A 26,009-nucleotide genomic window follows, 5' to 3' on the forward strand; every position below is an offset into this window, starting at 1 on the left:
AGATATTCGTATGAAGAAAAAAAGAAAGCACTTCGCATATGTGCGAAGTGCTTTTAACGGATGCCAAAGAAGTTTTTCATCTTTGTAAATACCGATACCTTTTCTTGTTCAAATGCTTGTAATGGTACATTCTCACCCAACAAGCGTCTTGCAATATTACGATAAGCTAACGCTGCTTTTCCACTAGGTTGCAACGCTACAGGTTCACCTGTATTTGTAGCACGAATAACTTCATCATCGTCTTCAACAACACCAAGAAGCTCGATTGATAATGTACGTACGATTTCATCAACATCTAACATATCCTGTTCATGAAGCATATGACTACGCACACGGTTAATAACAAGTTTCGGTGGTTCAATATCCTCTTTTTCTAAAAGCCCAATAATACGATCTGCATCACGCATTGAGGATACTTCTGGCGTCGTAACAACGATTGCTTTATCCGCACCAGCTACCGCATTTTTAAATCCCTGCTCAATCCCCGCAGGACAATCAATTAATATGTAATCATAATCTTGACGTAATACTTGTATTAATTCATCCATTTGTTCAGGTGTTACCGCTGATTTATCACTCGTTTGTGCTGCAGGTAATAAATAAAGATCATCAAAACGTTTATCTTTAATAAGAGCCTGAGGTAAACGACAACGCCCTTCAACGACATCAACAAGATCAAATACAATACGATTTTCCAGCCCCATTACTACGTCTAAATTTCGAAGACCAATATCTGTGTCAATTAAGCACACTTTCTTTCCAGATAAGGCTAGGGCTGTACCAATGTTCGCAGACGTTGTAGTTTTACCTACTCCGCCCTTTCCAGATGTAATTACTATTGCCTCTCCCACAGCTATACAATTCCCCTTTCTAACTTTGTTAAATTAGGTCTAAGATGAGTGAGAAGTTGCAGGCGATCGACAACAATGTGATTGTCCTCATTAATATACGCACATTCTGCCGTCTCCGCTCCGTCTTCTTTCTCTTCCGGAGCCCGCATTGCCACATCACTAATTCGAAGTTGCATCGGGTTCATAACAGATGCAGCGATTACAGCCTCTGAATCCCCATAATACCCAGCATGTGCAATCCCTCTTAATGATCCTACGACAAAAATATTCCCCCCAGCGATAACCGTTCCGCCTGGATTAACATCTCCAATTAATAATAAATTTCCTTTTACATGTAAAACTTGTCCAGAGCGAACAATTTTGGAAATAGGGACAATCTCTGTTTCTTCTTTCCATGCTATTGCTTCCGATTTAGTTATAACATCACTTTCAATTGAATCCACAACAAGATTCTTTTTATTACGAATTAACGTACGAAGCTCTTCTTGGTGGACTTCTGTTAAATAACGATTTCCCACTTTCACATGCACTTCAATTAAAGAACGCCCATCGCCATCATAGTAATGTGTAGATAGTTTTTCGTCCAATTCTTTCAGTAATTCAGAGAATGAACAGCAGTCATCTAAATGAAGCGTTATCCCGTCTTTTGTCCCTTTTATCGTTACATTTTGTTGCTTTTTTTCTTCCACTAAAGTTCACCCCACCGATTCAATTCGACATAAAATTAGAAAATCCTTTTTTCTTTTTCTTCCATCGCTCTTGAAAGACGCACTAAATATCGTCTCAGTGGGAAACAAACTATCAATATGAAAATTCCATTCAGCAATAAAGTAGAAAGGAGACGATCCGTGAAAAAGACATACGCCGACATATGAGTACGTCCTAACAAAGTTAAAAATCCATACACATAATATTCTAATGCTACAATGCTAGCTAATACGATAGACACAACAATGAATAAATTCAATTGTAGTACCTTCATCACACTATAAACTAAATAAGCTAAAATCGGATAAGCAAATATATATATACCGACAAGTTCTGTGTATACGGTATCAAATAAGAAACCAAATAATAGCCCGTAATAAATCCCTTGGACCGGACCATAGTACACAGTAACAAAACATAACACAATGATAAAGAAATGCGGCGCTGCTATACTGTCTTTCCAAAAAACTTCTGTTGGAACAATAGTAGCAAACATATTTTCAAACAGAAAAACAAAAAGGAGCAAAAGAGGAAGAGCTGCTCTTTTTAAAATCTTCATCATCTCTTCTCCTCCTCCTATTCTAATGGCGCTGATTTCATATCACGTTTAGCTACTATAATATGCTCTACGTCATTTAAATCAGCGGCAGGTTTTACATAAGCTGTTTTTGTTAAACCGTATGCATCTGGTTGAACATCAACGATTTCCCCAATCTCAAGACCTTTCGGGAAAATCTCCCCACCAAGTCCAGACGTTACAACCATTTGACCTTTAGCTACTGGTGCATCAGAGCCAATCTTTGTGAAAAGTAACAATTTTTTTTCTTTGTCATAACCTTCGATTAAACCGAAGATATTTTCATTTCCATGTACAACAGCAGAAACACGATTTGTTCGACTCATAGAACTTAACAACTCTACTGATGCTGTAAATTGAGATACACTTTTCACGCGTCCAACTAAACCTTTTGAAGTCATAACAGCCATATCCTTTTTAATCCCTTGCTGTGCTCCTTTATCAATTCCAATTAAATCGTACCATTTATCTGGATTGCGAGAAACAACAGTAGCTGGAATTTCAGAAAAATCGCTCGGCAACTCTTTTTTTTCAGTTAGCTGTCTTAATTTATTGTTGTCTTCCTCTAATTGCTTCACTTTAACTGATAAACTCGCATAGTTATCTATTTTTGCTTTTAATTCTTTATTCTCTTCATACGTGCGCTTTACATCCTCTACATTTTCAAAGAATCCAGCTACATATTTCGCTGGCTTTTGGAATACACGTTCTACAACACCGACAGTGTCTTTAACAAACTGCTCTGGCCATGTTAAACTGTTCCGTTCTTTCAATGAGATTCCAATCAATGCCACGAGAAGAATAATACTAACTAACAAAACAATTAATCTTTTGTTTAAGAAAAACTGTGGCACGTTCACACCCTCTTAATTCCATTGATTTTTATTTTGCAATATTATCGAGCAGCCGTTTTGAAAAGATCGATATTATCTAATGCTTTTCCTGTTCCAATTGCTACGCAATCTAATGGATCTTCTGCAACAAGAACTGGCATATTTGTTTCTTCACTAATCACTTTATCTAAGTTACGTAGTAATGCACCACCGCCTGTTAATACAATACCGCGGTCCATAATATCTGCCGCTAATTCAGGTGGAGTTTTTTCCAACGTATTTTTAACTGATTCTACAATTGCATCTACTGTATCTTTTAATGCATCCGCAATTTCTTCTGGTTGAATTAGTACTGTTTTTGGTAAACCACTTACTAAATCACGACCACGAATTTCCATAGGCTCGATACCTTCTGGCTCGCCTGCAGAACCGATTTCTAATTTTAATGCCTCTGCTGTTCTTTCACCAATCATTAAGTTATAGCTTTTCTTAATGTACTGAATGATTGAATCATCCATATCATCACCAGCAACACGAACTGATTGACTTGTTACGATACCACCTAATGAGATGATTGCAACTTCTGTTGTACCACCACCGATATCAACAACCATACTACCAGTTGGTTCCCAAACAGGTAAGTTCGCACCAATTGCTGCTGCAAATGGTTCTTCGATTGGATATGCATCACGAGCACCCGCTTGACGAGTCGCATCAATTACTGCACGTCTTTCAACAGCTGTAATACCAGACGGTACACATACCATTACATACGGTTTACGTGAGAAGAAGCCGTTTGATTTTTGAGCTTGTTGAATGTAATATTTCATCATTGTTGCTGTTGTTTCGTAATCAGCAATTACACCGTCTTTCATCGGACGAAGTGCTACTACGTTTCCTGGTGTACGACCAATCATTTGTTTTGCATCGCTACCTACAGCAACGATTTGTTTCGTATCAGTTTGTAATGCTACTACTGAAGGTTCACGTAAAACTACACCTTTTCCTTTTACATATACAAGCGTGTTCGCAGTTCCTAAATCTATTCCAAGATCGCGAGTAAAGCCACCAAATCCAAACATATTTTTTATCTTCCTTTCTTGTTTTCACGGACTCATTTTTTTCTTATTTTATATTATAAAAACAGTACGTTTTTTATATCTATATCCTTTTTGCAGATAATTTTCTACAAAAAACTCATAAATCACATTATAAAACAAAATAAGTAAAAAGCATAGTCTTAAATATGACCTTTTTCCTTTAAACTCACGAATTTATGGTCACCTATTATAATATGATCAAGCACTTCAATTCCGATAATCTGGCCGCATTCTACTAAACGTTTTGTTACTTCAATATCTTCTCGGCTCGGCGTAGGATCTCCTGAGGGATGGTTATGAAGACATATGATAGAGGCTGCTGCACGGCGGAACGCTTCTTTAAAGACTTCCCTTGGGTGTACAATTGACGTGTTTAAACTTCCAATGAATATCGTTTGCCTATGTATAACTTGATTTTTTGTATTTAAATATAAACAAACAAAATGCTCTTGTTGTAAAAAGCGTAGTTCTTCCATCATGTATTTCGCACAATCTTCTGGGCTTCGAATGCTATATCGATTTTGATACTCTAAACGTACCATTCTTCTACCTAGTTCAAAAGCAGCCATAAGCTGAGATGCCTTTGCAATCCCAACACCATGAATACTGATTAACTCTTCTAACGTTGCATCTTTCAACATACGTAAACCATCAAAGTGATGTAAAATTTTATCTGACAACTTTAAAACTGTCTCTTCTTTAGAACCTGTTCTGAGTAACACTGCAAGAAGCTCCCGATTTGATAAACTCCCTGTTCCTTCTAATAATAAACGCTCCCGTGGCTGTTCTTCTCTGACAACATCACGAATACCGTTCATCTCTCCACCCCTTTTACCTGTTCTCTCAAAGAAAACCCCATGCAATTTTACGCATGGGTTACATCAATATCAAATTGTTTTAATTCCCGGACAAGACGTGCAATTGGTAAGCCGACTACACTGTAGTAATCTCCTTGAATATGTTGAACAAAAATAGACCCTTTTCCTTGGATACCATAACTTCCTGCTTTATCAAGAGGTTCTTTCGATGCAACATATACGTCAATTTCTTCTTCTGTTAATTCCCAAAACGTAACTTCTGTACGCTCATAAAAAGTGACCGTTTTTTCTTTCGATATAATTGCCACACCTGTATACACTTCGTGTGTTTTTCCTGATAATAATTGTAACATTTCTTTCGCCTCAACCTCATTAGAAGGCTTTCCAAGAATACGCGACTCATATGTAACGATTGTGTCTGCACCTAACACAATGTGATCACTATTATTTTCTGCTACCGCAGATGCTTTTTGCAGGGCAAGGGACATAACGATATCAGGAGGTGATGAATACGCACCAATCGTTTCTTCCACTTCACTTACAACGATTTCAAATGGTACGCCAGCTAACTCCAGCAATTCCTTCCTCCGAGGTGATCCTGAAGCTAAAATAATTTTTCTCATATTTTCTCCTTCCTTTCTCACATGAAGCAGAACAATTTACATCAATCGTATCAAAGGAATAGTTTATCCACAAATGAAAGAAATATTATTTTCTCTAAACAAAATAATATTTCTTTACTGCATACGATTATATTCCAGCCATAGAGAAAGCACTTTGCTCTAAATTTAAAAGAAAAGAAAGAAGTATCTATACTTCTTTCTTCGTCATTTCATTATCTTATCATTTCACTTTTTGCGAAACAATTTTTTCATACGAAAGTATACCATCAATAACAACTTGATTTAATTTCGCCAAAGATTCTTTATCGCCCTTTCCGTCCTTCACTGTTTGCACAGCTATTGACGTATACATATACAGTTTTTTTACCTCCTCCTGCTTCATACTTTTCCCTACTTTTTCAATCGCTTTCCATTCTTTCTCAATTACTTCTATATCTTTTGCATTACTTTTCCCACCAGCTTGTACGCTAGAAGCATATTTTGCTAAATGAGTATATAATGGCTGTACTTTTGTTAAGAATGCTCCTATTTCTTTATCATCTTTAAGCAACGCTTTATCCGTAATATCCCAGTTCTTTTTTAAAACGGAGACACCATCATTTTTATACTGCGTCATTAATTGATTTATAGCCTGTTCATCGCTAGCAATACCAACAATTAGTGCATACTTATCACCGCTCGGTTTCAAAGCAGCAACCCCTCCGTTACCTTTCCATTCTTCAAGAGCGGCCTGTCCCGTTTCTTTGGAAGAATAAAGCCCACCTTGAACAAAAAATAATTTCATTGGCTCTAATGCCGTTCCTGTCTGCGCTTTTTGTTTTTCCTCTTTTGATGCTGGTGTTTGTTCTGCCGTTCCATCCACTTTTGATTCTTCATTTCCAGTCTGCTTCGAAGCCGTTACCGTACTTTCCCCTGTTGTCCCTTGTCCTGTGAGTAACTGCAGCATTCCCATTCCAAACGCCGTACCAATTATAATTGCAGTTGTAACAATTACAATTAATGTATTACTCCACTTCTTTCTGTATTTTTCCATGGACGCTGATTTCTTTTTTTGAAACGGAACAACGTTTTTCGGTCTTTCACTTTCCACTACCATCCATTCAAACTCATCTTTCTTCTTTTCTTCATACTTCGCTTCTGTTCCATTTACTTTCACCGAGATCGTTCGTGATTGCTTGTCCATACACTCACACCTCACCTCTTGTCGTTGTCCGCATCATATCATATTCATTTCACAAAAAAACGAGATATTTGTCAGAGAAATTCGCCAAATAACCCTATATAATTATCTTATATGTATGCATTTGACTTCATTTGTAGAACAAAAAAACTAGATAGCAAAGGCTATCTAGTTTTTCTCGCGAATATATTTTCTAACTTCAGAAATGAAATATAGAGAACCCGTTATGATAAAGACATCATTTCCCCCTATCATTTCAACCTTTGTATCAATTGCCTCTTTCCAATTTTCAAAGACTAATTTTGATTTTTTTTGCGAATGCGCTGCAAGTTTGTCAGCGGAAATGGCACGATCAAAGGCGAATGTTGTAAAAATAATTTCATCGGCAATTGTTTCTAATTGACCTACCATATTATGCAACTGTTTATCACCAAGCGCAGTAAATAAAACTATTATATTTTTATCTTTATAATGTGCCTCTACTGTTTTCACAAGACTCTCAATACCTTCTGGATTGTGAGCACCATCTATTATAATATCAGGATTATTTTTCAGCTTTTCAAATCGGCCAATCCAATACGCTTCATGTAATCCAGCTCTTATTTCCTCTTCCTCAATTAAAAATGATACATATGTTTTTAAATACATAATTGCCATAAGTGCTAGTGAGGCATTTCCTACTTGGTGAACACCTTTCATTGACATTCGAACATCTTCAAAAGATGCGAAAGGACAAGCAAAATCAAAACGTTCCCCATCTTCGTTAGACTGTTTATGTAACGCTGTAAAATGTTTGCCCAGTTCATATAAGTTTGCATGATTTTCCTTTGCAACCTTTTGAATGACCTGCAATGCTTTATCATCTTGCACGCCTGTAATAACCGGAACACCCGACTTAATAATTCCTGCCTTCTCATACGCAATTTCTCCTAGTGTATCCCCTAAAATATGCATATGATCGTGACCGATATTTGTAATAATTGTGAGAACAGGATGAATAACATTCGTAGAGTCAAAGCGCCCTCCAAGCCCTGTTTCAAATAAAACAACATCACAGAAATTGATTTTACCGAAATAACAAATTGCCATAACAGTAATAATCTCAAACTCAGTCGCTTCCCCTAAATTCGTCTCGTCTAGTTTTTCAACGACTGGCTTTACTATGTTTACAAGTTCCGCAATCTCTTCATCTGCAATTGGTGTTCCGTTCACACTAATACGCTCATTAAATGTTTCAATGTAAGGAGAGGTAAATGTTCCAACCTTATATTTTGCGCCTTCTAGCATGTAGCGCATATACGTTAAAGTTGAACCTTTTCCATTTGTACCAGCAAGATGAACACATTTTATATGACGCTCTGGATTTCCGAGTTCTTCTAGCATCCAGTTCATTCTTTCTAATCCTGGTTTAATACCAAACTTCAATCGACTATGAATCCACCCTATCGCTTCTTCGTATGTATGTATCACGTATGTTTTCCCCTTTCAAAAGACAACCTTCATCATTCTATTATACGCAAAGAAAAGAGACTCACCAATATAGTGAGTCTCTAAAATACACTTTATTTCTCAAGATCTGCTAGACGTTGGCGAACTGCTTCGCGTTTTTCTAGGTAATCTTGCTCTTTCGCACGCTCTCCGTCAATAACTGCCGCAGGAGCTTTCGCTACGAATCCTTGGTTTGAAAGTTTCTTCTGTACACGTTCTACCTCTTTATCGAACTTCTCAAGTTCTTTTTCAAGACGTGCTCTCTCTTCGTCAAGGTTGATAAGATCAGCTAACGGTAAGAATAACTCTGCACCTGATACGATTGCAGTCATCGCTTTTTCTGGCGCTTGTAAATTCGTTTGAATTGTTAATTCACTTGGGTTACAGAAACGCTCAATGTAAGAGCTGTTTTTCGTAAGTTGAGCAAGGATAGCCTCATCTTTTGCTTTAATTTGCATTTGAACTTTTTTGCTCATTGGCGTATTTACTTCTGCACGGATGTTACGAACAGAGCGAATGATATCAACTAGAAGGTGCATTTCTGCTGCCGCTTCTTTATCTTGTAAATCTTCGCGAACTGTTGGCCAAGCCGCTACTGTAATAGACTCGCCTTCATGCGGTAAATGTTGCCAAATCTTCTCTGTTACGAACGGCATGAATGGGTGTAATAGACGCATCGTTTGGTCTAATACGTAAGCTAAAATAGAACGAGTTGTTTTCTTAGCTGCTTCATCTTCACCGTATAGTGGAAGTTTCGCCATCTCAATGTACCAGTCACAGAAATCATCCCAAATGAAGTTGTATAATGAACGACCAGCTTCACCGAACTCATATTTATCCATGTTACGTGTTACACTTTCAATCGTTTCGTTTAAGCGAGTTAAAATCCACTTATCTGCAACTGATTTTTCACCAGTTAAATCGATTTCTTCATACTTCATATCATCCATGTTCATTAATACGAAACGTGATGCGTTCCAAATTTTATTAATGAAGTTCCAAGTAGATTCTACTTTTTCCATGCTGAAACGTAAATCTTGGCCTGGTGCACTTCCTGTTGATAAGAAGTAACGCATTGCATCTGCACCGTACTTCTCGATAACATCCATCGGGTCGATACCGTTACCAAGAGATTTACTCATTTTACGTCCCTGTTCATCACGAACTAAACCATGAATTAATACATCTTTAAATGGACGCTCTCCTGTAAACTCTAAACCTTGGAAAATCATACGAGATACCCAGAAGAAGATGATGTCATAACCAGTTACTAAAGCATCTGTTGAATAGAACTTTTTAAAGTCTACTGCCTCTTCATTTGGCCAACCAAGTGTTGAGAACGGCCATAACGCTGAGCTAAACCATGTATCAAGTACGTCGTTATCTTGATTCCAGTTTTCAATATCCGCTGGCGCTTCAGTACCTACGTATACTTCACCAGTTTCTTTATGATACCAAGCTGGAATTCGGTGTCCCCACCATAATTGACGAGAAATACACCAGTCATGAATGTTTTCCATCCAGCGTAAGTATGTGTTTTCAAAACGCTCTGGTACGAACGTTACTTTTTCTTCTTCTTTTTGTTGAAGTGCTACTGCTTTTTCTGCAAGTGGAGCCATTTTTACGAACCATTGTGTTGATAAATAAGGCTCAACAACTGCACCGCTACGCTCACTATGACCTACTGAATGCATATGAGGCTCAATTTCTACTAATACGCCCGCTTCTTGTAAGTCTTTCACTAACGCTTTACGGCATTCGAAACGGTCCATACCGTTATACTTACCAGCTTTTTCGTTCATCGTTCCATCTTCGTTCATTACTAAGATGCGTGGTAAGTCATGACGGTTACCTACTTCAAAGTCATTCGGGTCATGAGCTGGTGTAATTTTTACAACGCCTGTTCCAAAGTCTTTTTCTACGTACTCATCGGCAATAATCGGAATCTCACGGCCTACGATCGGAAGGGTAACTGTTTTTCCGATTAAATGTTTGTAACGATCGTCTTCTGGATGAACTGCTACAGCTGTATCACCAAGCATCGTTTCGGGACGAGTAGTTGCAAGACGAATGTGACCAGAACCATCTGTTAACGGATAGTTCATATGGTAGAATGCACCTTGAACCTCTTTATGAATTACTTCGATATCAGAAAGAGCTGTACGTGTTGCTGGGTCCCAGTTGATAATATATTCACCGCGGTAAATTAAGCCTTTTTCGTATAATTGAACGAATACTTTATTAACTGCATCAGATAAACCTTCGTCTAATGTGAAACGTTCACGAGAATAGTCTAGTCCTAAACCAACTTTCCCCCATTGTTGACGAATGTGAGAAGCGTACTCTTCTTTCCACTCCCAAGCTTTTTCAAGGAATTTCTCACGGCCAAGATCGTAACGTGAAATACCTTCTTCACGAAGTTTTCCTTCTACTTTCGCTTGTGTTGCGATACCCGCATGGTCCATTCCTGGAAGCCATAATACATCGTATCCTTGCATACGCTTCGTACGAGTTAAAATATCTTGAAGAGTTGTATCCCAAGCATGACCTAAGTGTAACTTACCAGTTACGTTCGGAGGTGGAATTACAATTGTATACGGTTGTTTCTTCTCGTCTCCTGTTGCTTCGAAATATTTGCCTTCAAGCCACCATTGATAAAGGCCTTCTTCAACGGACATATGATCATATTTAGTTGGTAAATTCTTTTCCGTGTTTGACATTATTTTCCCTCCTTAAAATAAAAAATGCCCCTCATCCAAAAAAGGACGAGGGACATCGCGGTACCACCTTTATTTACAAACAAATTCAGAATTTGCTTATACTCTTAATTTGATAACGGACAAATCCGTCTTTTCCTAATGAGAACTATTCCGTTCAGAAAAGATGCTCCAGGGCTACCTTCTAACATAACTATCTAGAGAATCTCCCAGCTAATGATTCTCCTCTCTGAAGACGTTTCATGTTATACTCTTCCCCTTCAAGGCATTTATATGATTGTTAATTATTATATACAATAGTGTAAAAAACGAAACCTTATTCGTCAAGATAAATTTAAGACTATCACTTTCCGGGCGAATATAAAAAAGATAAGTAGCATCCTCCACTTATCTTTTTTACTCCTCTATTTACGGGCGGTAAGACCCCCACCACTGATTAAAGTTTCACTTTATCCGTTCCCTTGCTGGGCAGCTTGTAATTGTGACAGGAAATATTCTACATTGCTAACGAGCCAATGTGATTGTTGCAAGCTCTTTACTCCGCGAATCTCATTTTCCTTATTGCGACTCTGCCTTCTTTTTTTATAAGACTCAATTTGCCGAATAAATTGCGATGGATAGGTCATGTAAGCATACATAAGCAGTTGCTCTTCTTTCGTAAACGGGAAGTTTTTTTGGTACATTTGATACCATTCAAAACGATCACTTCGCGCAATTGGATATGTGTTTAAAGACCGCGAATAAAACCCTACAATATCTTGCACAGGCGTTGCAAATTTCGATTTTTCTAAACTAATAAAATAGCCATTCCGTTCATAGTCAAATAAAAAATGATTAAGTGACACGTTACCATGCACAAAAGTAATGCGTGTTTTATCTTTTTCTTTCATCGCATCGTTCCACTCATTTAATTGCTTCGTTGCAAATTCACGCGCCCTCATTACATGATGATAGTACGTACAATATTGTAATTCAAACGGAGACATATACCACTTCGCTTCAGATTCTACAAGAAACTCTTCTAACATCTCACCATCATTTTCCCAACGATCGGATATACTTGTGTAATGTTTTTCTAAATCCTCTTCTGTATATGTTTCTTCTTTCACCGTTTTTTGGTGCAACGTTCCAAGTGTTTGAAACATTTTATGGTATTGATCATTATCCTCGCCGTTTCCTTCCGCGCGTTCTAACCAAGGCATTAAATAATAATTATAAGTCCCGTCACTTAAAATATAATTCCCATCCGTCGCATGGTATATAGGTACATAATTTGAAAAACCTTTCTCCTTCAAATATTGAATATGATGTAGAAAGTTATTCCGCTCTAACTTTCTATCTTCTATTTTCTTTAGCGCATATGGACCTTGATTCGTGTAAATTTTCGTTACACTTCCGTGCTCTTCCATATGCTGCGTATCCAATCTATATTGCCTTACAATGGGTTCATAGCGATTTCGTAATTCAATATCCATACGAATAACCCTTTCTATTCAAAACATAGCCTCTAGGACAATAGGGGAGTGAAAGCACTCCCCCCCTTATTTCGCCTTTGCTTTTGAAACGGGAATATAAATAATTTGTCCCGTAGTTAAATATATATCTTCTGTTTGATTAACACGGTATAAGTTTTGTACAGACGTGTCATAACGTTCTGCAACAGATTCGATTGTATCCCCTTCTTGCACGAAATACATTCTTAACTTCGTAAATTCTTCTTCCGGTTCTTTCGTAAATAATTGTGTTAAATAAAGCGCATTTTCATCTCGCTGTGAGTATGCTTCTTCTTGCTCTTCCTGCTTTTTCGCCTTTTCTTTTTGATAATCTTTTCGTCCAAACAATTCAAATTGCAGCGTCGTTTCTTGCTCCTCTTCACGCTCCGCAAATTCATGTTCTGCCAATTCCTCTTCCGCTTCTTCTTGCTCTTTTCTTTCTTCTAGCTGGAACGGTTCAAATGCGTAATCTTCCCATTCATCCGATTCTTTATAGGTTGGTTCCGCTACATGCGGCGCGGGTCTATTTTCATCCTCTTCAGCTGAATCATCTTCTAACTCAGCATACGCCGTTTCTTCCTCTTCATCCTCGATTCTTTCCTCATCACATAAACCTGTAATAGATATATCCGCTAATAATTGTAAGCAACCATTTTCCTTCAATTCATAATCAAATTCCTCAATTGATACATATAATTCTTCAATTACTTTCACTCGATTTCTTGGAATTGATATTTCAAGTGGAAAGGAATGAACAAGTTCATTCACCCCATCTTCCCTTGTTTCTACATAATCAATTGACTTTGCTGGCGATAGTTCTCTTAATGAATAGGCCGAATCATCTTGCCTTGCAACATACTCCCCTGTTAAATCTAACTGCCCTCTCACGATAACTTCATGATCAAGCTCTTCTATCTCAACGTCTGGATCTAACGAAATTGACAAAAGTTCTTCGACTTCCTGTCCTTTTTGGAACCAAACAGATTCTTTTAATGAAAATCGTAACGAATGATCTGTTGTCACTTCTTTTCCCCCTCCCAAACTATATGTCATTACAGTTTTATGTATGTAAAGCCCACTTTATGAATAAAAAAAATCGCTCCCCTTATGGAGAGCGATTTTCTCTAATATATTATGCTTGTAACTTTGACATTGCAATTTCAGCCGCTGCAATCGTCGCTTCAATATCTGCATCACTATGCGCTGTCGATAAGAACAAACCTTCAAATTGAGATGGTGGCAAGAATACACCTTGTTCTACCATTTCACGATAGTAAGCCGCGAAGAATTCTAAGTTTGAAGATTTCGCTGTATCGTAATTAATAACCGGCTCATCTGTAAAGAAAATACCAATCATAGAGCCTGCACGGTTAATATGATGAGGAATACCATATTTTTCAGCCGCCTTACGTAGTCCCGCTTCTAACATTTCTGCTTTACGCTCAAACTCTACATATGATTCTGGCGTTAATTGTACTAACGTTTCATAACCTGCTGCCATTGCAAGTGGGTTACCTGATAAAGTACCAGCTTGATAAATCGGCCCGCTCGGCGCAACTTGACGCATAATTTCTGCTTTACCACCGTACGCCCCTACTGGTAAGCCACCACCGATTACTTTACCTAAACAAGTTAAATCAGGTGTTACACCGTAGTAACCTTGTCCACAGTTATAAGCAACACGGAATCCTGTCATTACTTCATCAAAAATAAGCAGTGCACCGTTTTGTTCTGTTACTTCACGAAGCCCTTCTAAAAATCCTGGTTGCGGAGGAACAACCCCCATATTCCCTGCTACTGGTTCTACAATTACACAAGCAATATCATCACCGAATTGTTCAAAAGCGTACTTCACACTTTCTAAATCATTATAAGCTACTGTAATCGTATTTTTCGCTACACCTTCTGGTACGCCAGGGCTATCTGGTAAACCTAGAGTCGCCACACCAGAACCAGCTTTAATTAATAACGAATCACCATGACCGTGGTAACAACCAATAAATTTTAAAATTTTGTTACGGCCTGTATAACCACGAGCTAAACGTAGTGCACTCATTGTCGCTTCTGTTCCAGAGTTAACCATGCGGACAATTTCAATCGATGGTACACGCTCAATAACAAGTTTCGCTAATTTATTTTCGATTTCTGTCGGCGCACCAAAGCTTGTACCTCTTTCAGCAACAGATTTTAACGCTTCAACAACACGATCATTTGCATGACCATGAATTAAAGGACCCCATGATAATACGTAATCGATGTATTCATTTCCATCAATATCATATACTTTAGAGCCTTTTCCACGCTCCATAAACAATGGATTCATACCAACAGATTTAAAGGCACGAACAGGGCTATTTACGCCACCAGGCATTAAGTCTTGTGCCTCTTCAAACGCCGCAATCGATTTATCAAACTTTTTCATTATTTAGCGCCTCCTTCTTGTAACCATTTTGCTGCATCTTTCGCATGATACGTAATAATTAAGTCTGCTCCTGCACGTTTCATGCTAATTAATTTTTCAAGCACAACTTCTTTTTCATTAATCCAACCATTTTGCGCTGCCGCTTTAATCATTGAATATTCACCACTTACGTTGTAAGCAACGATTGGTAAATTAAAGTTATTTTTCACATCACGAATGATATCTAAGTAAGAAAGAGCTGGCTTTACAATTAAGAAATCAGCACCTTCCACTACATCTGATTCTGCTTCACGGAATGCCTCCATACGGTTCGCTGGGTCCATTTGATATGTTTTACGGTCACCAAATTGCGGCGCGCCGTGTGCAGCATCACGGAACGGTCCATAAAATGCTGATGAATATTTCACAGCGTACGACATAACTGGTACGTGTCCAAAACCATTCTCATCTAACGCATGGCGAATTGCTGTTACGAATCCGTCCATCATGTTTGATGGCGCAATAATGTCCGCTCCTGCTTTCGCTTGGCTTACAGCTGTTTTCGCAAGTACTGCAAGAGACTCGTCATTTAAAATAATACCATCTTCAATTACACCGCAATGACCATGGCTTGTGAATTGACATAAACATGTATCTGCAACTACTACTAACTCAGGGAACTCATCTTTAATTTGCTTAATGGCACGCTGTACAATTCCATGATCACAATATGCTGATGATCCAACTTCATCCTTTTCAGCAGGTAAACCAAATACAATAACAGAACGAATACCTAAATCAACAACCTCTTGCATTTCAGCTTGCAATAAATCTAAAGAGATTTGATATACACCCGGCATAGAAGGAACTTCATTACGAACATTCTCTCCTTCTAATACAAAAATAGGGTAAATAAAATCTTCCGTATGTAAAAACGTTTCACGCACAAGCGCACGCATGCCCCCGCTTTGTCTTAAGCGACGATGACGATTAAATTGTAAAGAGTTCATAAATTTCTATCCCCATTCTTTTATTTTGTCCCGCGTTAACGGGCAGTAAGACTCCCATCTCAAAATTCGGCTAGAGCAAAGAAGTTAGATGGGAAATCAACTGCCCATAAACGCCCAATTGGTGAGGGCTAATAATTAGTGGGGAATGAACCTCCCACTAATTAAAGTTTCACTTTATAGATTCACAAATGCATTGTAGTAATGCTTCTACAGTGTACTCTTTCGGCACAATAACATGCGGAAAATAAAGGTTCGCTTCTTTTTCCGTAATAGGCCCTATACAAGCAATTGTACATTTTTTTGTCCATTCTCTCCAGTTTGTGCCCTCCAGTAAACGAACAAAACTATCAACAGTTGAAGGACTCGTAAATGTAATAACATTTACTTTCCTTACTTTCAATGCTGTTATAAGTTCTTGTTTTTTCTCTACATTTACTTTCGTATCGTATACGATTAGCTCATCTAGAGAAACACCAATTCCCCGAAGTTTAACTGGAATTACATCTCTCGCTAAATTCCCTTTCGGAAATAAAATACGCTCGTTTCCACTTAATTCTTTTAGAAACTCTTCGGCAAACACTTCTGCAACAAATGAGGTTGGAACAAAATGAACTTGATAGCCCCTTTTTTCTAACTCTAATTTTGTTTTCACGCCTACCGCAGCGATTTTAATAGTTAATGGTAGTTTCTTTTCTAAACCATCTAGAAAAAAAGTTACACCATTTTTACTCGTAAAAATAACCCAGTCATACGAATGTAGCCGCCTTGCTGTATGGTGAATTCGCCTATGAGATGTGCCTTCCATACGCAAAAGCGGAATTTCCAATGGAATTCCGCTCCGTTCTTTCACTGCTACACTCATTTGTTTCGCTTGATGCTGGGCACGTGTAATCAATACTGTTTTGCCAGCAAGAGCATTCATATTTATCTTTGTCCCTTATTTGCAGCAAGAATGAGTTCTTTTGCGCCTTGTTTAATTAAACGGTCCGCAGCCTCTAGCCCTACTTCCTTTGGTTCAACGCCTACCACTGTCTCTTTTAATAAAACAGAGCCGTCCATAGAACCGACAAGAGCTGTTAATTCGATTGCATCATCCTTTGTAAGAGTTGCATATCCAGCGATCGGAACTTGACATCCACCTTCAAGTTTATGAAGAAATACTCGCTCCGCTGCCACTGTTCTCTCTGTTACAGCATCATTCATATGCGATAACAACTGTAATAAATCGTTATCGTCCTTACGACATTCAATCGCTAATGCACCTTGTCCTACAGCTGGTACACATAACGTTTCATCTAAATGTTCTGTAATCACTTCATCATCCCAGCCCATTCTTTGTAATCCAGCTGTCGCTAAAATAATTGCATCATAATCTTCTTCTTTTAATTTACGTAAACGTGTATCGATATTTCCGCGAATCCATTTCACTTGTAAATCTGGTCTCGCAGCTAATAACTGTGCACTACGTCTTAAACTACTCGTTCCTAAAATCGCACCTTCTGCTAAATCTTTAAATGATTCTCCGCTTTTAGAAATAAAAGCATCACGAGGGTCAACACGCTTTGGTGTACAGCCAATCATTAATCCTTCTGGAAGTACGGCTGGCATATCTTTCATACTATGTACAGCCATATCGATTTCTTTCATAAGTAACGCATGTTCAATTTCTTTAACGAACAAACCTTTTCCGCCTACTTTTGAAAGAGTAACATCTAAAATCACATCACCTTTAGTGACAATTTCTTTCACTTCAAATTCATATGGTAAACCAAGTGCTTTTAACTGATCAATAAACCAGTTTGTTTGCGTCAATGCTAGCTTACTCTTTCGTGAACCTACAATAATTTTGCGCATAATTCTCTCTCCTCATTATAAATACCAAAAGTGGAAATTAGATAAACTACTTAATAGAAAAATGTTAACTAGCATTACGAGAAAGGCCCCTACATTCCACAGTACAATTTTCTTCCCTTGCAACACATCTGCCGCTCGTAAATACAAGCCCGTACAATATACAAATAGAACGACAAACGAACCGATTACTTTCGTATCATACCAATGAAAATTGTCCAATTTTGTATATCCCCATATGCATCCTAATAAAATTGCTAGTAAGAAAAATGGAACAGAAAATAAATTTAACCCGTAAGACGTAGATTCAAGCTTCGGCAAATTCCCTAACCTTCTTAATCTCGCATTCCACTTTTTCTTTTTTAATAGGCGATATTGCAGTAAATACATAATAGAAAAAATAAACGATACCGTAAACGTTGCATAAGAAATAATCGCCATTCCAACATGCACGTATACAAGTTCTGAAACTAATTGCTCTGCAAGTACTGGCGACATCTTTCCGAGCGGTGTAAAAATAGAAAAGGCGCTTACGCCAAATGCTACAACATTTGTAAAGAAGACTAAAAAGTCAACGCGCATAAATCGATTTATGACTAACGACATCGTAATCAATAACCAAACATAAAAATAAATCCCTGATAATAAAGTTAAAATGGGATTCGTTTCTGAATCTGTCGCCCTAAGCAACATAAAAATAGACTGCAATACCCATACAATCGAAAGTAACCAAAAAGCAAATCGGTTCGCCTTTCGGTTACTTTGGAAATAATCTATAAAATATAAACTAATGCTACAAGCATATAAAATAATTGCAATATGATAAATAATACTGTTATTTAAAAAACTCATCCGATCATCCTTCCAAATTATAAAGATGGAACGGATGGTGTCCACACTCTTTTATGTTCTACTTCTTCCGCACGACTCTCTACTTCTTCCGTTTCTAAATCAAAAATCTTTGCAAATAACGCTAATTTTTCGCCCGCCCCCTCTTCAGCAGCTATTTCTTTTGCTACTAAAATTGGGTCTTTTAATAATTGGTTAATAATACTTTTCGTATGCTTACTAATTACTTTTTTCTCACGATCACTAAGATTTGGTATTTTTCGTTCAAGACTTTCCATCGTTTCGCTTTGAATTACAAGTGCCTTATCACGAAGAGCTGCTATTAACGGAACAACACCAAGTGTACTTAACCACGTTTTAAATAGAACAATTTCCTCTTCAATCATAAATTGAATTTTCTCTGCTTCTTTCAAACGCTCAGCACGATTTGCTTCCACTACTCCTTGCAGATCATCAATGTCATATAAGAAAGAACCTTCTAACTCATCAATTGCTGGATCAATATCACGTGGCACTGCAATATCAACCATAAATAAAGGACGACCAGAGCGCATTTTCTCTACCTTTGTCATCATCTCTTTCGTAATGACATACTCTGATGCACCAGTGGAACTAATTAAAATGTCCGCTTCTAATAATGCACATTGTAATTCACTTAAAGATTTTGCATGTCCCATATATTTCTCAGCCATTACTTCCGCTTTTGAAAGCGTTCTATTCATAACGGTTACTTTACGAGCACCGCTTCCGTATAAATTTTGTAATGCAAGTTCTCCCATTTTACCAGCACCAAGAATAAGTACATGACAATCTGTTAACTCACCAAATATTTTCTTTCCAAGTTCAACAGCAGCATAACTAACAGACATTGCACTCTCACCAATTGTTGTTTCTGAGTGAGCACGTTTTGCTAACGTAATGACTTGCTTAAACAATTCATTAAAAATTGTACCTGTCGCTTTTACTTGTTGCGCTTCTAAAAAGCTATCTTTTATTTGACCTAAAATCTGCGTTTCTCCAACTACCATAGAATCTAAACCGCACGTTACGCGGAATAAATGATCTATTGCACCATCTTGTTCAAAAATAGTTAAATATGGTGCGACTTCTTCTATTTCAAGCTGAAACCAATCAGCTAAAAACTTCTTAATATAATACCGTCCCGTGTGTAATTGATCGACAACAGCATAAATCTCAGTGCGATTACAAGTTGATACAATGACATTTTCTAACACGCTCTTTTGACTTTGTAATGTAGTCATTGCTTGTTCTAGCTCTGCTGCCTGAAATGTGAGTTTCTCACGAAATTCTACAGGGGCTGTTCGATAATTTACACTAACAACAAGAATATGCACGCAGCATGTCCCCCTTCACCCGTTTTATCACTTTATCTACTATCATAATACAACTTTCCTCTTATGAATCTGACAATCGTGTGAACAACCGATTATTTTTTATATATTCTCCGTATGTAATAAAGGAGATTCAGTAAAATTAATAAAAAGCTCCCTACTTTATAATGATTATAAATTAATAACTCTATTTGTACGTTACCAAAAAAAGTCCTCATAATCAAGTGATGGAAACTATTCCATATAAATTATAACATCATCTTTCCTATCTTCTTTCATCATGAAGGAAAATATGTATGATTGTTCCAAAATATAGCACACACTTTCTCAATACAATGTATTTGACATTGTATTTATTTTTCGTTATATTGGTTTTACAAAATTAAATTGTGCACAATTTAAAAAGAAAGGAGTTATTCATGATAGAAGATTCTTTGCATCTAGATAACCAACTTTGTTTTTCTATTTACGCCTGTTCTAGAGAGGTTACACGTTTTTATCGACCGTATTTAGACGAAATGGGTATTACGTACCCTCAGTACATTACTTTACTTGTACTATGGGAACAAGACGGACTAACAGTAAAAGAAATTGGAGAACGTCTATTTCTAGATTCCGGCACGTTAACACCTATGCTAAAACGGATGGAATCATTAAACCTTGTAAAACGTGTTCGTTCAAAAGAAGATGAGCGAAAAGTTTGTATTGAATTAACAGAACAAGGTAAAGATTTAAAAGAAAAGGCTTGTTCATTACCGAAAACGATGGCTACAAATTTAGGAATTACAGAGCAAGAGTATCGTTCTTTATTAACCCAATTAAATAAACTAATTGAAACAATGAAAACAATAAATGATAGAACAGGGGAATAAACATGGATAAATTATATACTGCTTCAGTAACAGCAACAGGTGGAAGAAACGGGAAAGTAGTTTCAGATGATGGCATATTAAATCTTGATGTAAAAATGCCGAAAGCATTAGGTGGTGCTGGCGGGGAAGCAACAAACCCTGAGCAACTATTTGCCGCTGGTTATGCCGCTTGTTTTGATAGTGCATTGCAACTTGTCATTCGTACAAAACGAGTGAAAGTGGAAAGTACAGAAGTAACTGCTCACGTTTCTATCGGAAAAGATACAGATGGTGGTTTCGGACTATCTGCTGTACTTGACGTACATGTCGCTGGCGTTTCTCATGCCGAAGCACAAGAACTTGTAGAAGCCGCTCACGGTGTATGTCCGTACTCTAAAGCAACACGAGGGAATATTGGAGTAACATTAAACGTACGCTAAAAATTTATACAAACAAAAAACGCGCGACATTCGTCACGCGTTTTTTGTTTTTGTCATTTTATGAATTGCCTTCCACGCTTCTTCTTTTCCAAGTCCTGTTTCAGAAGAGAATAGAACGATTTCATCGCCAATTTCAACAGCAAGCGTTTCTTTTACAACTTTTAAATGCTTTTGCCATTTCCCTTTCGGAATTTTATCGGCTTTCGTCGCAATAATAATTGTTGGAATTTCATAATGCTTTAAGAAATCATACATCATCACATCATCGTTTGTTGGTTGGTGACGTAAATCTACTACTAATACAGCTGCATCTAATTGCTCACGTGTTGTAAAGTACGTTTCAATCATCTTGCCCCATGCTGCACGTTCCGTTTTAGATACTTTCGCATATCCATAACCTGGAACGTCAACAAAATGCATCATTTCATTGATTAAGAAAAAGTTCAGCGTTTGCGTTTTTCCTGGTTTAGAAGAAATACGTACTAACTTTTTACGATTTAAAATTTTATTAATGAAGGAAGACTTCCCGACATTTGAACGACCTGCTAATGCAATTTCTGGTAAATCACTGTCTGGATATTGTTCTGGTTTAACAGCACTAATTACAATATCTGCTTTTGTTACTTTCATTGTTTCACTCCTACTAATGCGTGCTCCAATACTTCGTCTAAATGAGATGCAAGCACAAACGTAAGATTTTCTTTTACGCTTTCTGGAATATCATCTAAATCTTTCTCGTTCTCTGCTGGCAAAATAATTTTTGTTAAGCCTGCGCGATGAGCACTTAATGTTTTTTCTTTCAATCCACCAATTGGTAATACACGGCCACGAAGTGTAATTTCACCTGTCATACCAACTTCTTTACTTACAGGAATACCTGTTAGTGCAGAAATAAGTGCCGTTGCCATCGTAATACCTGCTGACGGTCCATCTTTTGGAACTGCTCCTTCTGGAACGTGAATATGAATATCATTTTTCTCATGGAAATTTGGATCGATATGAAGCTCTTCGGCACGAGAACGAATATAGCTAAACGCAGCTTGTGCTGATTCTTTCATAACATCCCCAAGTTTCCCTGTTAAAATTAATTTCCCTTTACCTGGCGCTACAGACACTTCAATTGCAAGTGTATCGCCGCCCGCTGCTGTATAAGCTAACCCGGTTGCCATTCCGACTTGGTCTGTTTTCTCTGCTTGCCCATAACGGAATATGTGTTTACCAAGTAAATCTACAATATTTTTCTCTGTCACAACAATACGTTTACGTTCCGCTGTAACGATAATTTTCGCTGCTTTACGACAAACTTTTGCAATTTGGCGCTCTAGCGTACGAACACCAGCCTCACGTGTATAATAACGAATAATTTCAAGAAGCGCTTCATCACGTACTTGTAAATTACCTTTTCGTAAGCCATGCTCTTTTAATTGTTTCGGCAATAAATGCTCTCGAGCAATGTGCACCTTTTCCAGTTCTGTATACCCAGCAATCGAAATAATTTCCATACGGTCAAGTAATGGACCCGGAATACTTGAAAGTGTATTAGCGGTTGCTACAAACATAACTTTCGATAGATCATATGGTTCTTCAATGTAATGATCACTGAAGTTATGATTTTGTTCTGGATCTAACACTTCAAGTAATGCTGCTGATGGATCGCCACGGAAATCGTTAGACATTTTATCAATCTCATCTAATAAGAAGACTGGATTAACTGTTTTCGCCTTTTTCATACCTTGAATAATGCGTCCCGGCATTGCTCCAACGTATGTACGACGGTGACCACGAATTTCAGATTCATCACGCACACCACCAAGGGATACACGGACAAAATTACGATTTAATGATGTCGCAATTGAACGAGCTAACGAAGTTTTCCCGACCCCTGGAGGGCCTACTAAACAAAGGATAGGTCCTTTTAATGAGTTCGTCAATTTTTGTACAGCTAAATATTCAAGCACTCGCTCTTTTACTTTTTCAAGACCGTAATGATCTTTGTTTAAAATCTCTTCAGAATGAACAAGATCAATCATATCCTCTGTCGCTTCTGTCCACGGAAGTGCTAATAACCAATCAATATAATTGCGAATAACACCGCTCTCCGCAGAACTTGCTGGTAGCTTTTCATAACGATCTAATTCTTTCAGTGCAGCCTTCGTTGTTTCTTCAGGCATTCCTGACTGTTCAATTTTCTCACGAAGTTCTTCAACTTCCCCGCCCTTACCTTCTTTATCGCCAAGTTCAGTTTGAATCGCCTTCATTTGCTCACGTAAGAAATATTCTTTTTGCGTGCGTTCCATTGAACGTTTCACTTTTTGTCCAATTTTCTTTTCTAAACTAAGTAACTCTTGTTCATCTTGAATAATTGAAATAAGTGTATGTAATCGTTCTTTCACAGATACAATCTCTAAAATTTCTTGTTTCTGTTTCGTTTTAATTGGCAAGTGAGAAGCAATTAAATCAGCTAGTCTTCCTGGTTCTTCTACATCAGCTACCGTTGCAAATGTTTCATTTGATACTTTTTTCGAAACTTTAATATATTGTTCGAAATGCTCCAGTAACGTACGCATAAGAGCTTTCTCTTCTAAATCATCTTCCACTTCTTCAGTTACCGTTTTAATAGAAACTTGTACTACATTTTCTTCCTCGATAAACTCTACTACTTCTGCTCTATGTAAACCTTCTACAAGGACACGAAGCGTACCGTTCGGCAATTTTAACATTTGCTTCACTTTCGCCACTGTACCTACACTATATATGTCATCTTCTTTCGGATCATCGATATTCATTTCTTTTTGCATCGCTAAAAAGATGATATTTTCATCCATTGCCGCCTGCTCTAGTGCCTGTATCGATTTATCACGTCCTACATCAAGATGCAGAACCATCGTTGGATATACGAGAACGCCTCTTAATGGTAGGAGGGGTACGATTCTTTCATTCGTATTCATACTAGACATAGCACCTCCATAATAAATTAAACTCCTGTTCAACTATTTTATATTACAATACATCTAGATGCAATTGCAGAGATTCTGAGCAATTGTAAATCCCTTGTTTTTTCTCCCTTATGAAAAGAAAAAAAGACTCCGCTTAAGCATACAAACTTAAACGAAGTCTGGCAAATTTTATTATCATTCATTCTCACATGGATTGTGCATCTGTTTCGTCTACAGTAGTATGTACATCAAGCTCTCGATGCATATTTTCCTGCATAAATGTTAGCTCAAATACTTCTTTTAACTTACGAACAGGAATGATTTCAATTCCCCTTATTGTGTACAAAAACGGTTGCATGTTTTCAGCAGGAATAATGACTTTCTTAGCTCCTGCTTTTTTCGCAGCCTTTATTTTTGCGTATACACCACCAATAGGCTTCACTTCTCCATGTATACTTATTTCACCTGTCATCGCCACTTCATTATTCACATATGTACGATGCACGGCTGAGTAAACACCCGTTGCCATAGCAATCCCTGCAGAAGGACCATCGATCGGGATACCACCTGGAAAATTAATATGTATATCGTACCCTTCTGGCAACACATCTAAAGAACGAAGTACTGTTAATACATTATCTACAGAACCTTTCGCCATACTTTTACGACGAATTGATTTCGTTTGGCTACCAATACTTTCCTCTTCTACAATACCGGTAACATTTACCGACCCTTTATCTTTCGCCGTGATTGCTGTTACTTCTATTTCTAATAACGCTCCTGTATTCGGTCCGTATACAGCAAGTCCGTTTACAAGACCGATCCTCGGAATAGGGTAAATACGTTTTTCATATTTCGGTGCAAGCTGACTAGAATGAACAACCCACTCTATATCTTCATCTTTAATGAAAGAACGTTCTTCATTTATCGCCATACCAGCAGAGATTTGCACGAGATTAATTGCTTCTCGTCCATTCCTTGCATACATACCAATCATTTCAATACCGTTCTCACCGATTTGCATTTCCACTTTGTCGGCTGCATTCTTCGCTACTTTTTGAATTTCTTCTGTATCTAGCTCACGGAAAAATACCTCTAAGCAACGAGACCGAATAGCAGGTGGAATTTCCTCTGGTGAACGTGTTGTCGCTCCAACTAAGCGGAAATCTGCTGGTAAACCTTTTTGAAAAATATCATGTATATACGTTGGAATCATCGTATTCTCTTCACTATAGTACGCACTTTCTAAAAATACTTTTCGATCTTCTAACACCTTTAACATTTTGTTCATTTGAATCGGATGTAGTTCACCAATTTCATCAATAAACAAAATACCACCATGTGCATCTGTTACTGCGCCTTTTTTCGGTTGTGGAATACCTGCTTGCCCCATCGCACCAGCACCTTGATAAATCGGATCATGAACCGAGCCAATTAAAGGATCTGCAATACCACGTTCATCAAACCGAGCTGTCGTCGCATCAAGTTCGATAAATGTTGCATTCGTACGAAATGGAGATTTCGGATTTCGTTTCGCCTCTTCTAATACAAGACGCGCTGCCGCTGTCTTTCCGACACCTGGCGGGCCATATATGATTACATGTTGCGGATTCGGACCACAAAGAGCCGCTTTTAACGACTTAATCCCGTCTTCTTGCCCTACAATATCTAAAAAGGATGTAGGGCGCACCTTTTCCGCAAGCGGCTCTGTTAGAGAAATCTCACGCATTTTACGAAGCTGTTCTAATTCTTTTTTTGATTCTCGATCAATTGAAACTTTTTGTGTTCGCTGATTTCGAAGTAAGTGCCAAAAATATAATCCGACAATTACACCAAAAACAAGTTGAACAAGTAAAAATATATTTGTCCAGCTCATCATTTATTTCCTCCCGCAATGTTTTATCATTTAGTATTTCCGCGGAAGAACGTAG

General features: G+C 37.7%; 23 protein-coding genes and 1 other annotated feature. Of the genes, 2 read left to right on the top strand and 21 right to left on the bottom strand.

What is annotated here, in order from left to right:
* Positions 1–53: 53 nt before the first annotated feature.
* The 18 genes from minD to hemA all read right to left on the bottom strand — a co-directional run bounded on the left by minD (position 54) and on the right by hemA (position 19,854).
* Complete coding sequence (gene minD, locus G9F74_RS09675) at positions 54–851, bottom strand: septum site-determining protein MinD (RefSeq protein WP_000503310.1); 798 nt, start codon at positions 849–851, stop codon at positions 54–56.
* Positions 852–853: 2 nt separating this feature from the next.
* Positions 854–1,540: a septum site-determining protein MinC gene (minC, locus tag G9F74_RS09680; RefSeq protein WP_000391516.1), complete on the bottom strand. Its 687-nt coding sequence runs from the start codon at positions 1,538–1,540 to the stop codon at positions 854–856.
* Positions 1,541–1,575: 35 nt separating this feature from the next.
* A complete protein-coding gene (gene mreD, locus G9F74_RS09685; protein WP_000975760.1) occupies positions 1,576–2,121 on the bottom strand; it encodes a rod shape-determining protein MreD in 546 nt (181 codons plus the stop codon).
* 14 nt (positions 2,122–2,135) lie between these two features.
* Entirely contained in the window at positions 2,136–2,990 is an 855-nt protein-coding gene (gene mreC / locus G9F74_RS09690; protein ID WP_001135475.1) for a rod shape-determining protein MreC, read from the bottom strand.
* A gap of 41 nt (positions 2,991–3,031) precedes the next feature.
* A complete protein-coding gene (gene mreB, locus G9F74_RS09695) occupies positions 3,032–4,051 on the bottom strand; it encodes a cell shape-determining protein MreB (RefSeq protein WP_000466737.1) in 1,020 nt (339 codons plus the stop codon).
* A gap of 158 nt (positions 4,052–4,209) precedes the next feature.
* Positions 4,210–4,887 (bottom strand): DNA repair protein RadC, encoded by a 678-nt coding sequence (radC, locus tag G9F74_RS09700; RefSeq protein WP_001013401.1) that lies wholly within the window; start codon positions 4,885–4,887, stop codon positions 4,210–4,212.
* 47 nt (positions 4,888–4,934) lie between these two features.
* Entirely contained in the window at positions 4,935–5,510 is a 576-nt protein-coding gene (locus G9F74_RS09705; RefSeq protein WP_001226282.1) for a Maf family protein, read from the bottom strand.
* A gap of 220 nt (positions 5,511–5,730) precedes the next feature.
* A complete protein-coding gene (locus tag G9F74_RS09710) occupies positions 5,731–6,693 on the bottom strand; it encodes a hypothetical protein (RefSeq protein ID WP_016109132.1) in 963 nt (320 codons plus the stop codon).
* 165 nt (positions 6,694–6,858) lie between these two features.
* Positions 6,859–8,160, bottom strand: a complete 1,302-nt coding sequence (locus tag G9F74_RS09715) for a bifunctional folylpolyglutamate synthase/dihydrofolate synthase (RefSeq protein WP_016109133.1) — start codon at positions 8,158–8,160, stop codon at positions 6,859–6,861.
* 92 nt (positions 8,161–8,252) lie between these two features.
* Positions 8,253–10,898, bottom strand: coding sequence for a valine--tRNA ligase (locus G9F74_RS09720; RefSeq protein ID WP_000072230.1), 2,646 nt, complete (start codon positions 10,896–10,898; stop codon positions 8,253–8,255).
* A 38-nt stretch (positions 10,899–10,936) separates the two neighbouring features.
* Positions 10,937–11,168: a binding site (T-box leader), on the bottom strand.
* Positions 11,169–11,344: 176 nt separating this feature from the next.
* Complete coding sequence (ysxE, locus tag G9F74_RS09725) at positions 11,345–12,370, bottom strand: spore coat protein YsxE (protein ID WP_000350668.1); 1,026 nt, start codon at positions 12,368–12,370, stop codon at positions 11,345–11,347.
* Between the two features lie 66 nt (positions 12,371–12,436).
* On the bottom strand, positions 12,437–13,441 hold the full coding sequence (gene spoVID, locus G9F74_RS09730; RefSeq protein WP_002045157.1) for a stage VI sporulation protein D: 1,005 nt from the start codon (positions 13,439–13,441) through the stop codon (positions 12,437–12,439).
* 79 nt (positions 13,442–13,520) lie between these two features.
* Positions 13,521–14,810, bottom strand: coding sequence for a glutamate-1-semialdehyde 2,1-aminomutase (gene hemL / locus G9F74_RS09735; protein ID WP_016109134.1), 1,290 nt, complete (start codon positions 14,808–14,810; stop codon positions 13,521–13,523).
* A complete protein-coding gene (hemB, locus tag G9F74_RS09740) occupies positions 14,810–15,799 on the bottom strand; it encodes a porphobilinogen synthase (protein ID WP_016109135.1) in 990 nt (329 codons plus the stop codon). Before hemB ends, hemL begins: the two co-directional genes overlap by 1 nt.
* 169 nt (positions 15,800–15,968) lie before the next feature.
* Positions 15,969–16,721, bottom strand: coding sequence for a uroporphyrinogen-III synthase (gene hemD / locus G9F74_RS09745; protein WP_016109136.1), 753 nt, complete (start codon positions 16,719–16,721; stop codon positions 15,969–15,971).
* A gap of 2 nt (positions 16,722–16,723) precedes the next feature.
* A complete protein-coding gene (gene hemC / locus G9F74_RS09750; protein WP_016109137.1) occupies positions 16,724–17,653 on the bottom strand; it encodes a hydroxymethylbilane synthase in 930 nt (309 codons plus the stop codon).
* A 15-nt stretch (positions 17,654–17,668) separates the two neighbouring features.
* A complete protein-coding gene (locus G9F74_RS09755) occupies positions 17,669–18,502 on the bottom strand; it encodes a cytochrome c biogenesis protein (protein ID WP_000009003.1) in 834 nt (277 codons plus the stop codon).
* Between the two features lie 17 nt (positions 18,503–18,519).
* Entirely contained in the window at positions 18,520–19,854 is a 1,335-nt protein-coding gene (gene hemA, locus G9F74_RS09760) for a glutamyl-tRNA reductase (protein ID WP_000547854.1), read from the bottom strand.
* A gap of 416 nt (positions 19,855–20,270) precedes the next feature.
* On the opposite strand from hemA, the gene G9F74_RS09765 reads away from it, so the two are divergent.
* Together G9F74_RS09765 and G9F74_RS09770 are read left to right on the top strand one after the other, a co-directional pair.
* Positions 20,271–20,723, top strand: a complete 453-nt coding sequence (locus G9F74_RS09765; RefSeq protein WP_016109138.1) for a MarR family winged helix-turn-helix transcriptional regulator — start codon at positions 20,271–20,273, stop codon at positions 20,721–20,723.
* A gap of 2 nt (positions 20,724–20,725) precedes the next feature.
* Positions 20,726–21,142: an organic hydroperoxide resistance protein gene (locus tag G9F74_RS09770; RefSeq protein ID WP_016109139.1), complete on the top strand. Its 417-nt coding sequence runs from the start codon at positions 20,726–20,728 to the stop codon at positions 21,140–21,142.
* 33 nt (positions 21,143–21,175) lie between these two features.
* On the opposite strand, the gene ysxC is transcribed toward G9F74_RS09770, so the two are convergent.
* The 3 genes from ysxC to lonB form a co-directional block, all read right to left on the bottom strand.
* Entirely contained in the window at positions 21,176–21,772 is a 597-nt protein-coding gene (gene ysxC, locus G9F74_RS09775; RefSeq protein WP_000869123.1) for a ribosome biogenesis GTP-binding protein YsxC, read from the bottom strand.
* Complete coding sequence (gene lon / locus G9F74_RS09780) at positions 21,769–24,099, bottom strand: endopeptidase La (RefSeq protein ID WP_000097313.1); 2,331 nt, start codon at positions 24,097–24,099, stop codon at positions 21,769–21,771. The genes ysxC and lon overlap by 4 nt, the downstream gene beginning before the upstream one ends.
* 184 nt (positions 24,100–24,283) lie before the next feature.
* Positions 24,284–25,954 carry an ATP-dependent protease LonB gene (gene lonB / locus G9F74_RS09785; protein WP_033668605.1) on the bottom strand — a complete coding sequence of 557 codons (1,671 nt, stop codon included), beginning with the start codon at positions 25,952–25,954 and terminating at the stop codon, positions 24,284–24,286.
* Positions 25,955–26,009 lie beyond the last annotated feature (55 nt).

The organism is Bacillus sp. EKM202B, assembly GCF_011066025.1.
In the GTDB taxonomy this organism is placed as follows: domain Bacteria; phylum Bacillota; class Bacilli; order Bacillales; family Bacillaceae_G; genus Bacillus_A; species Bacillus_A toyonensis.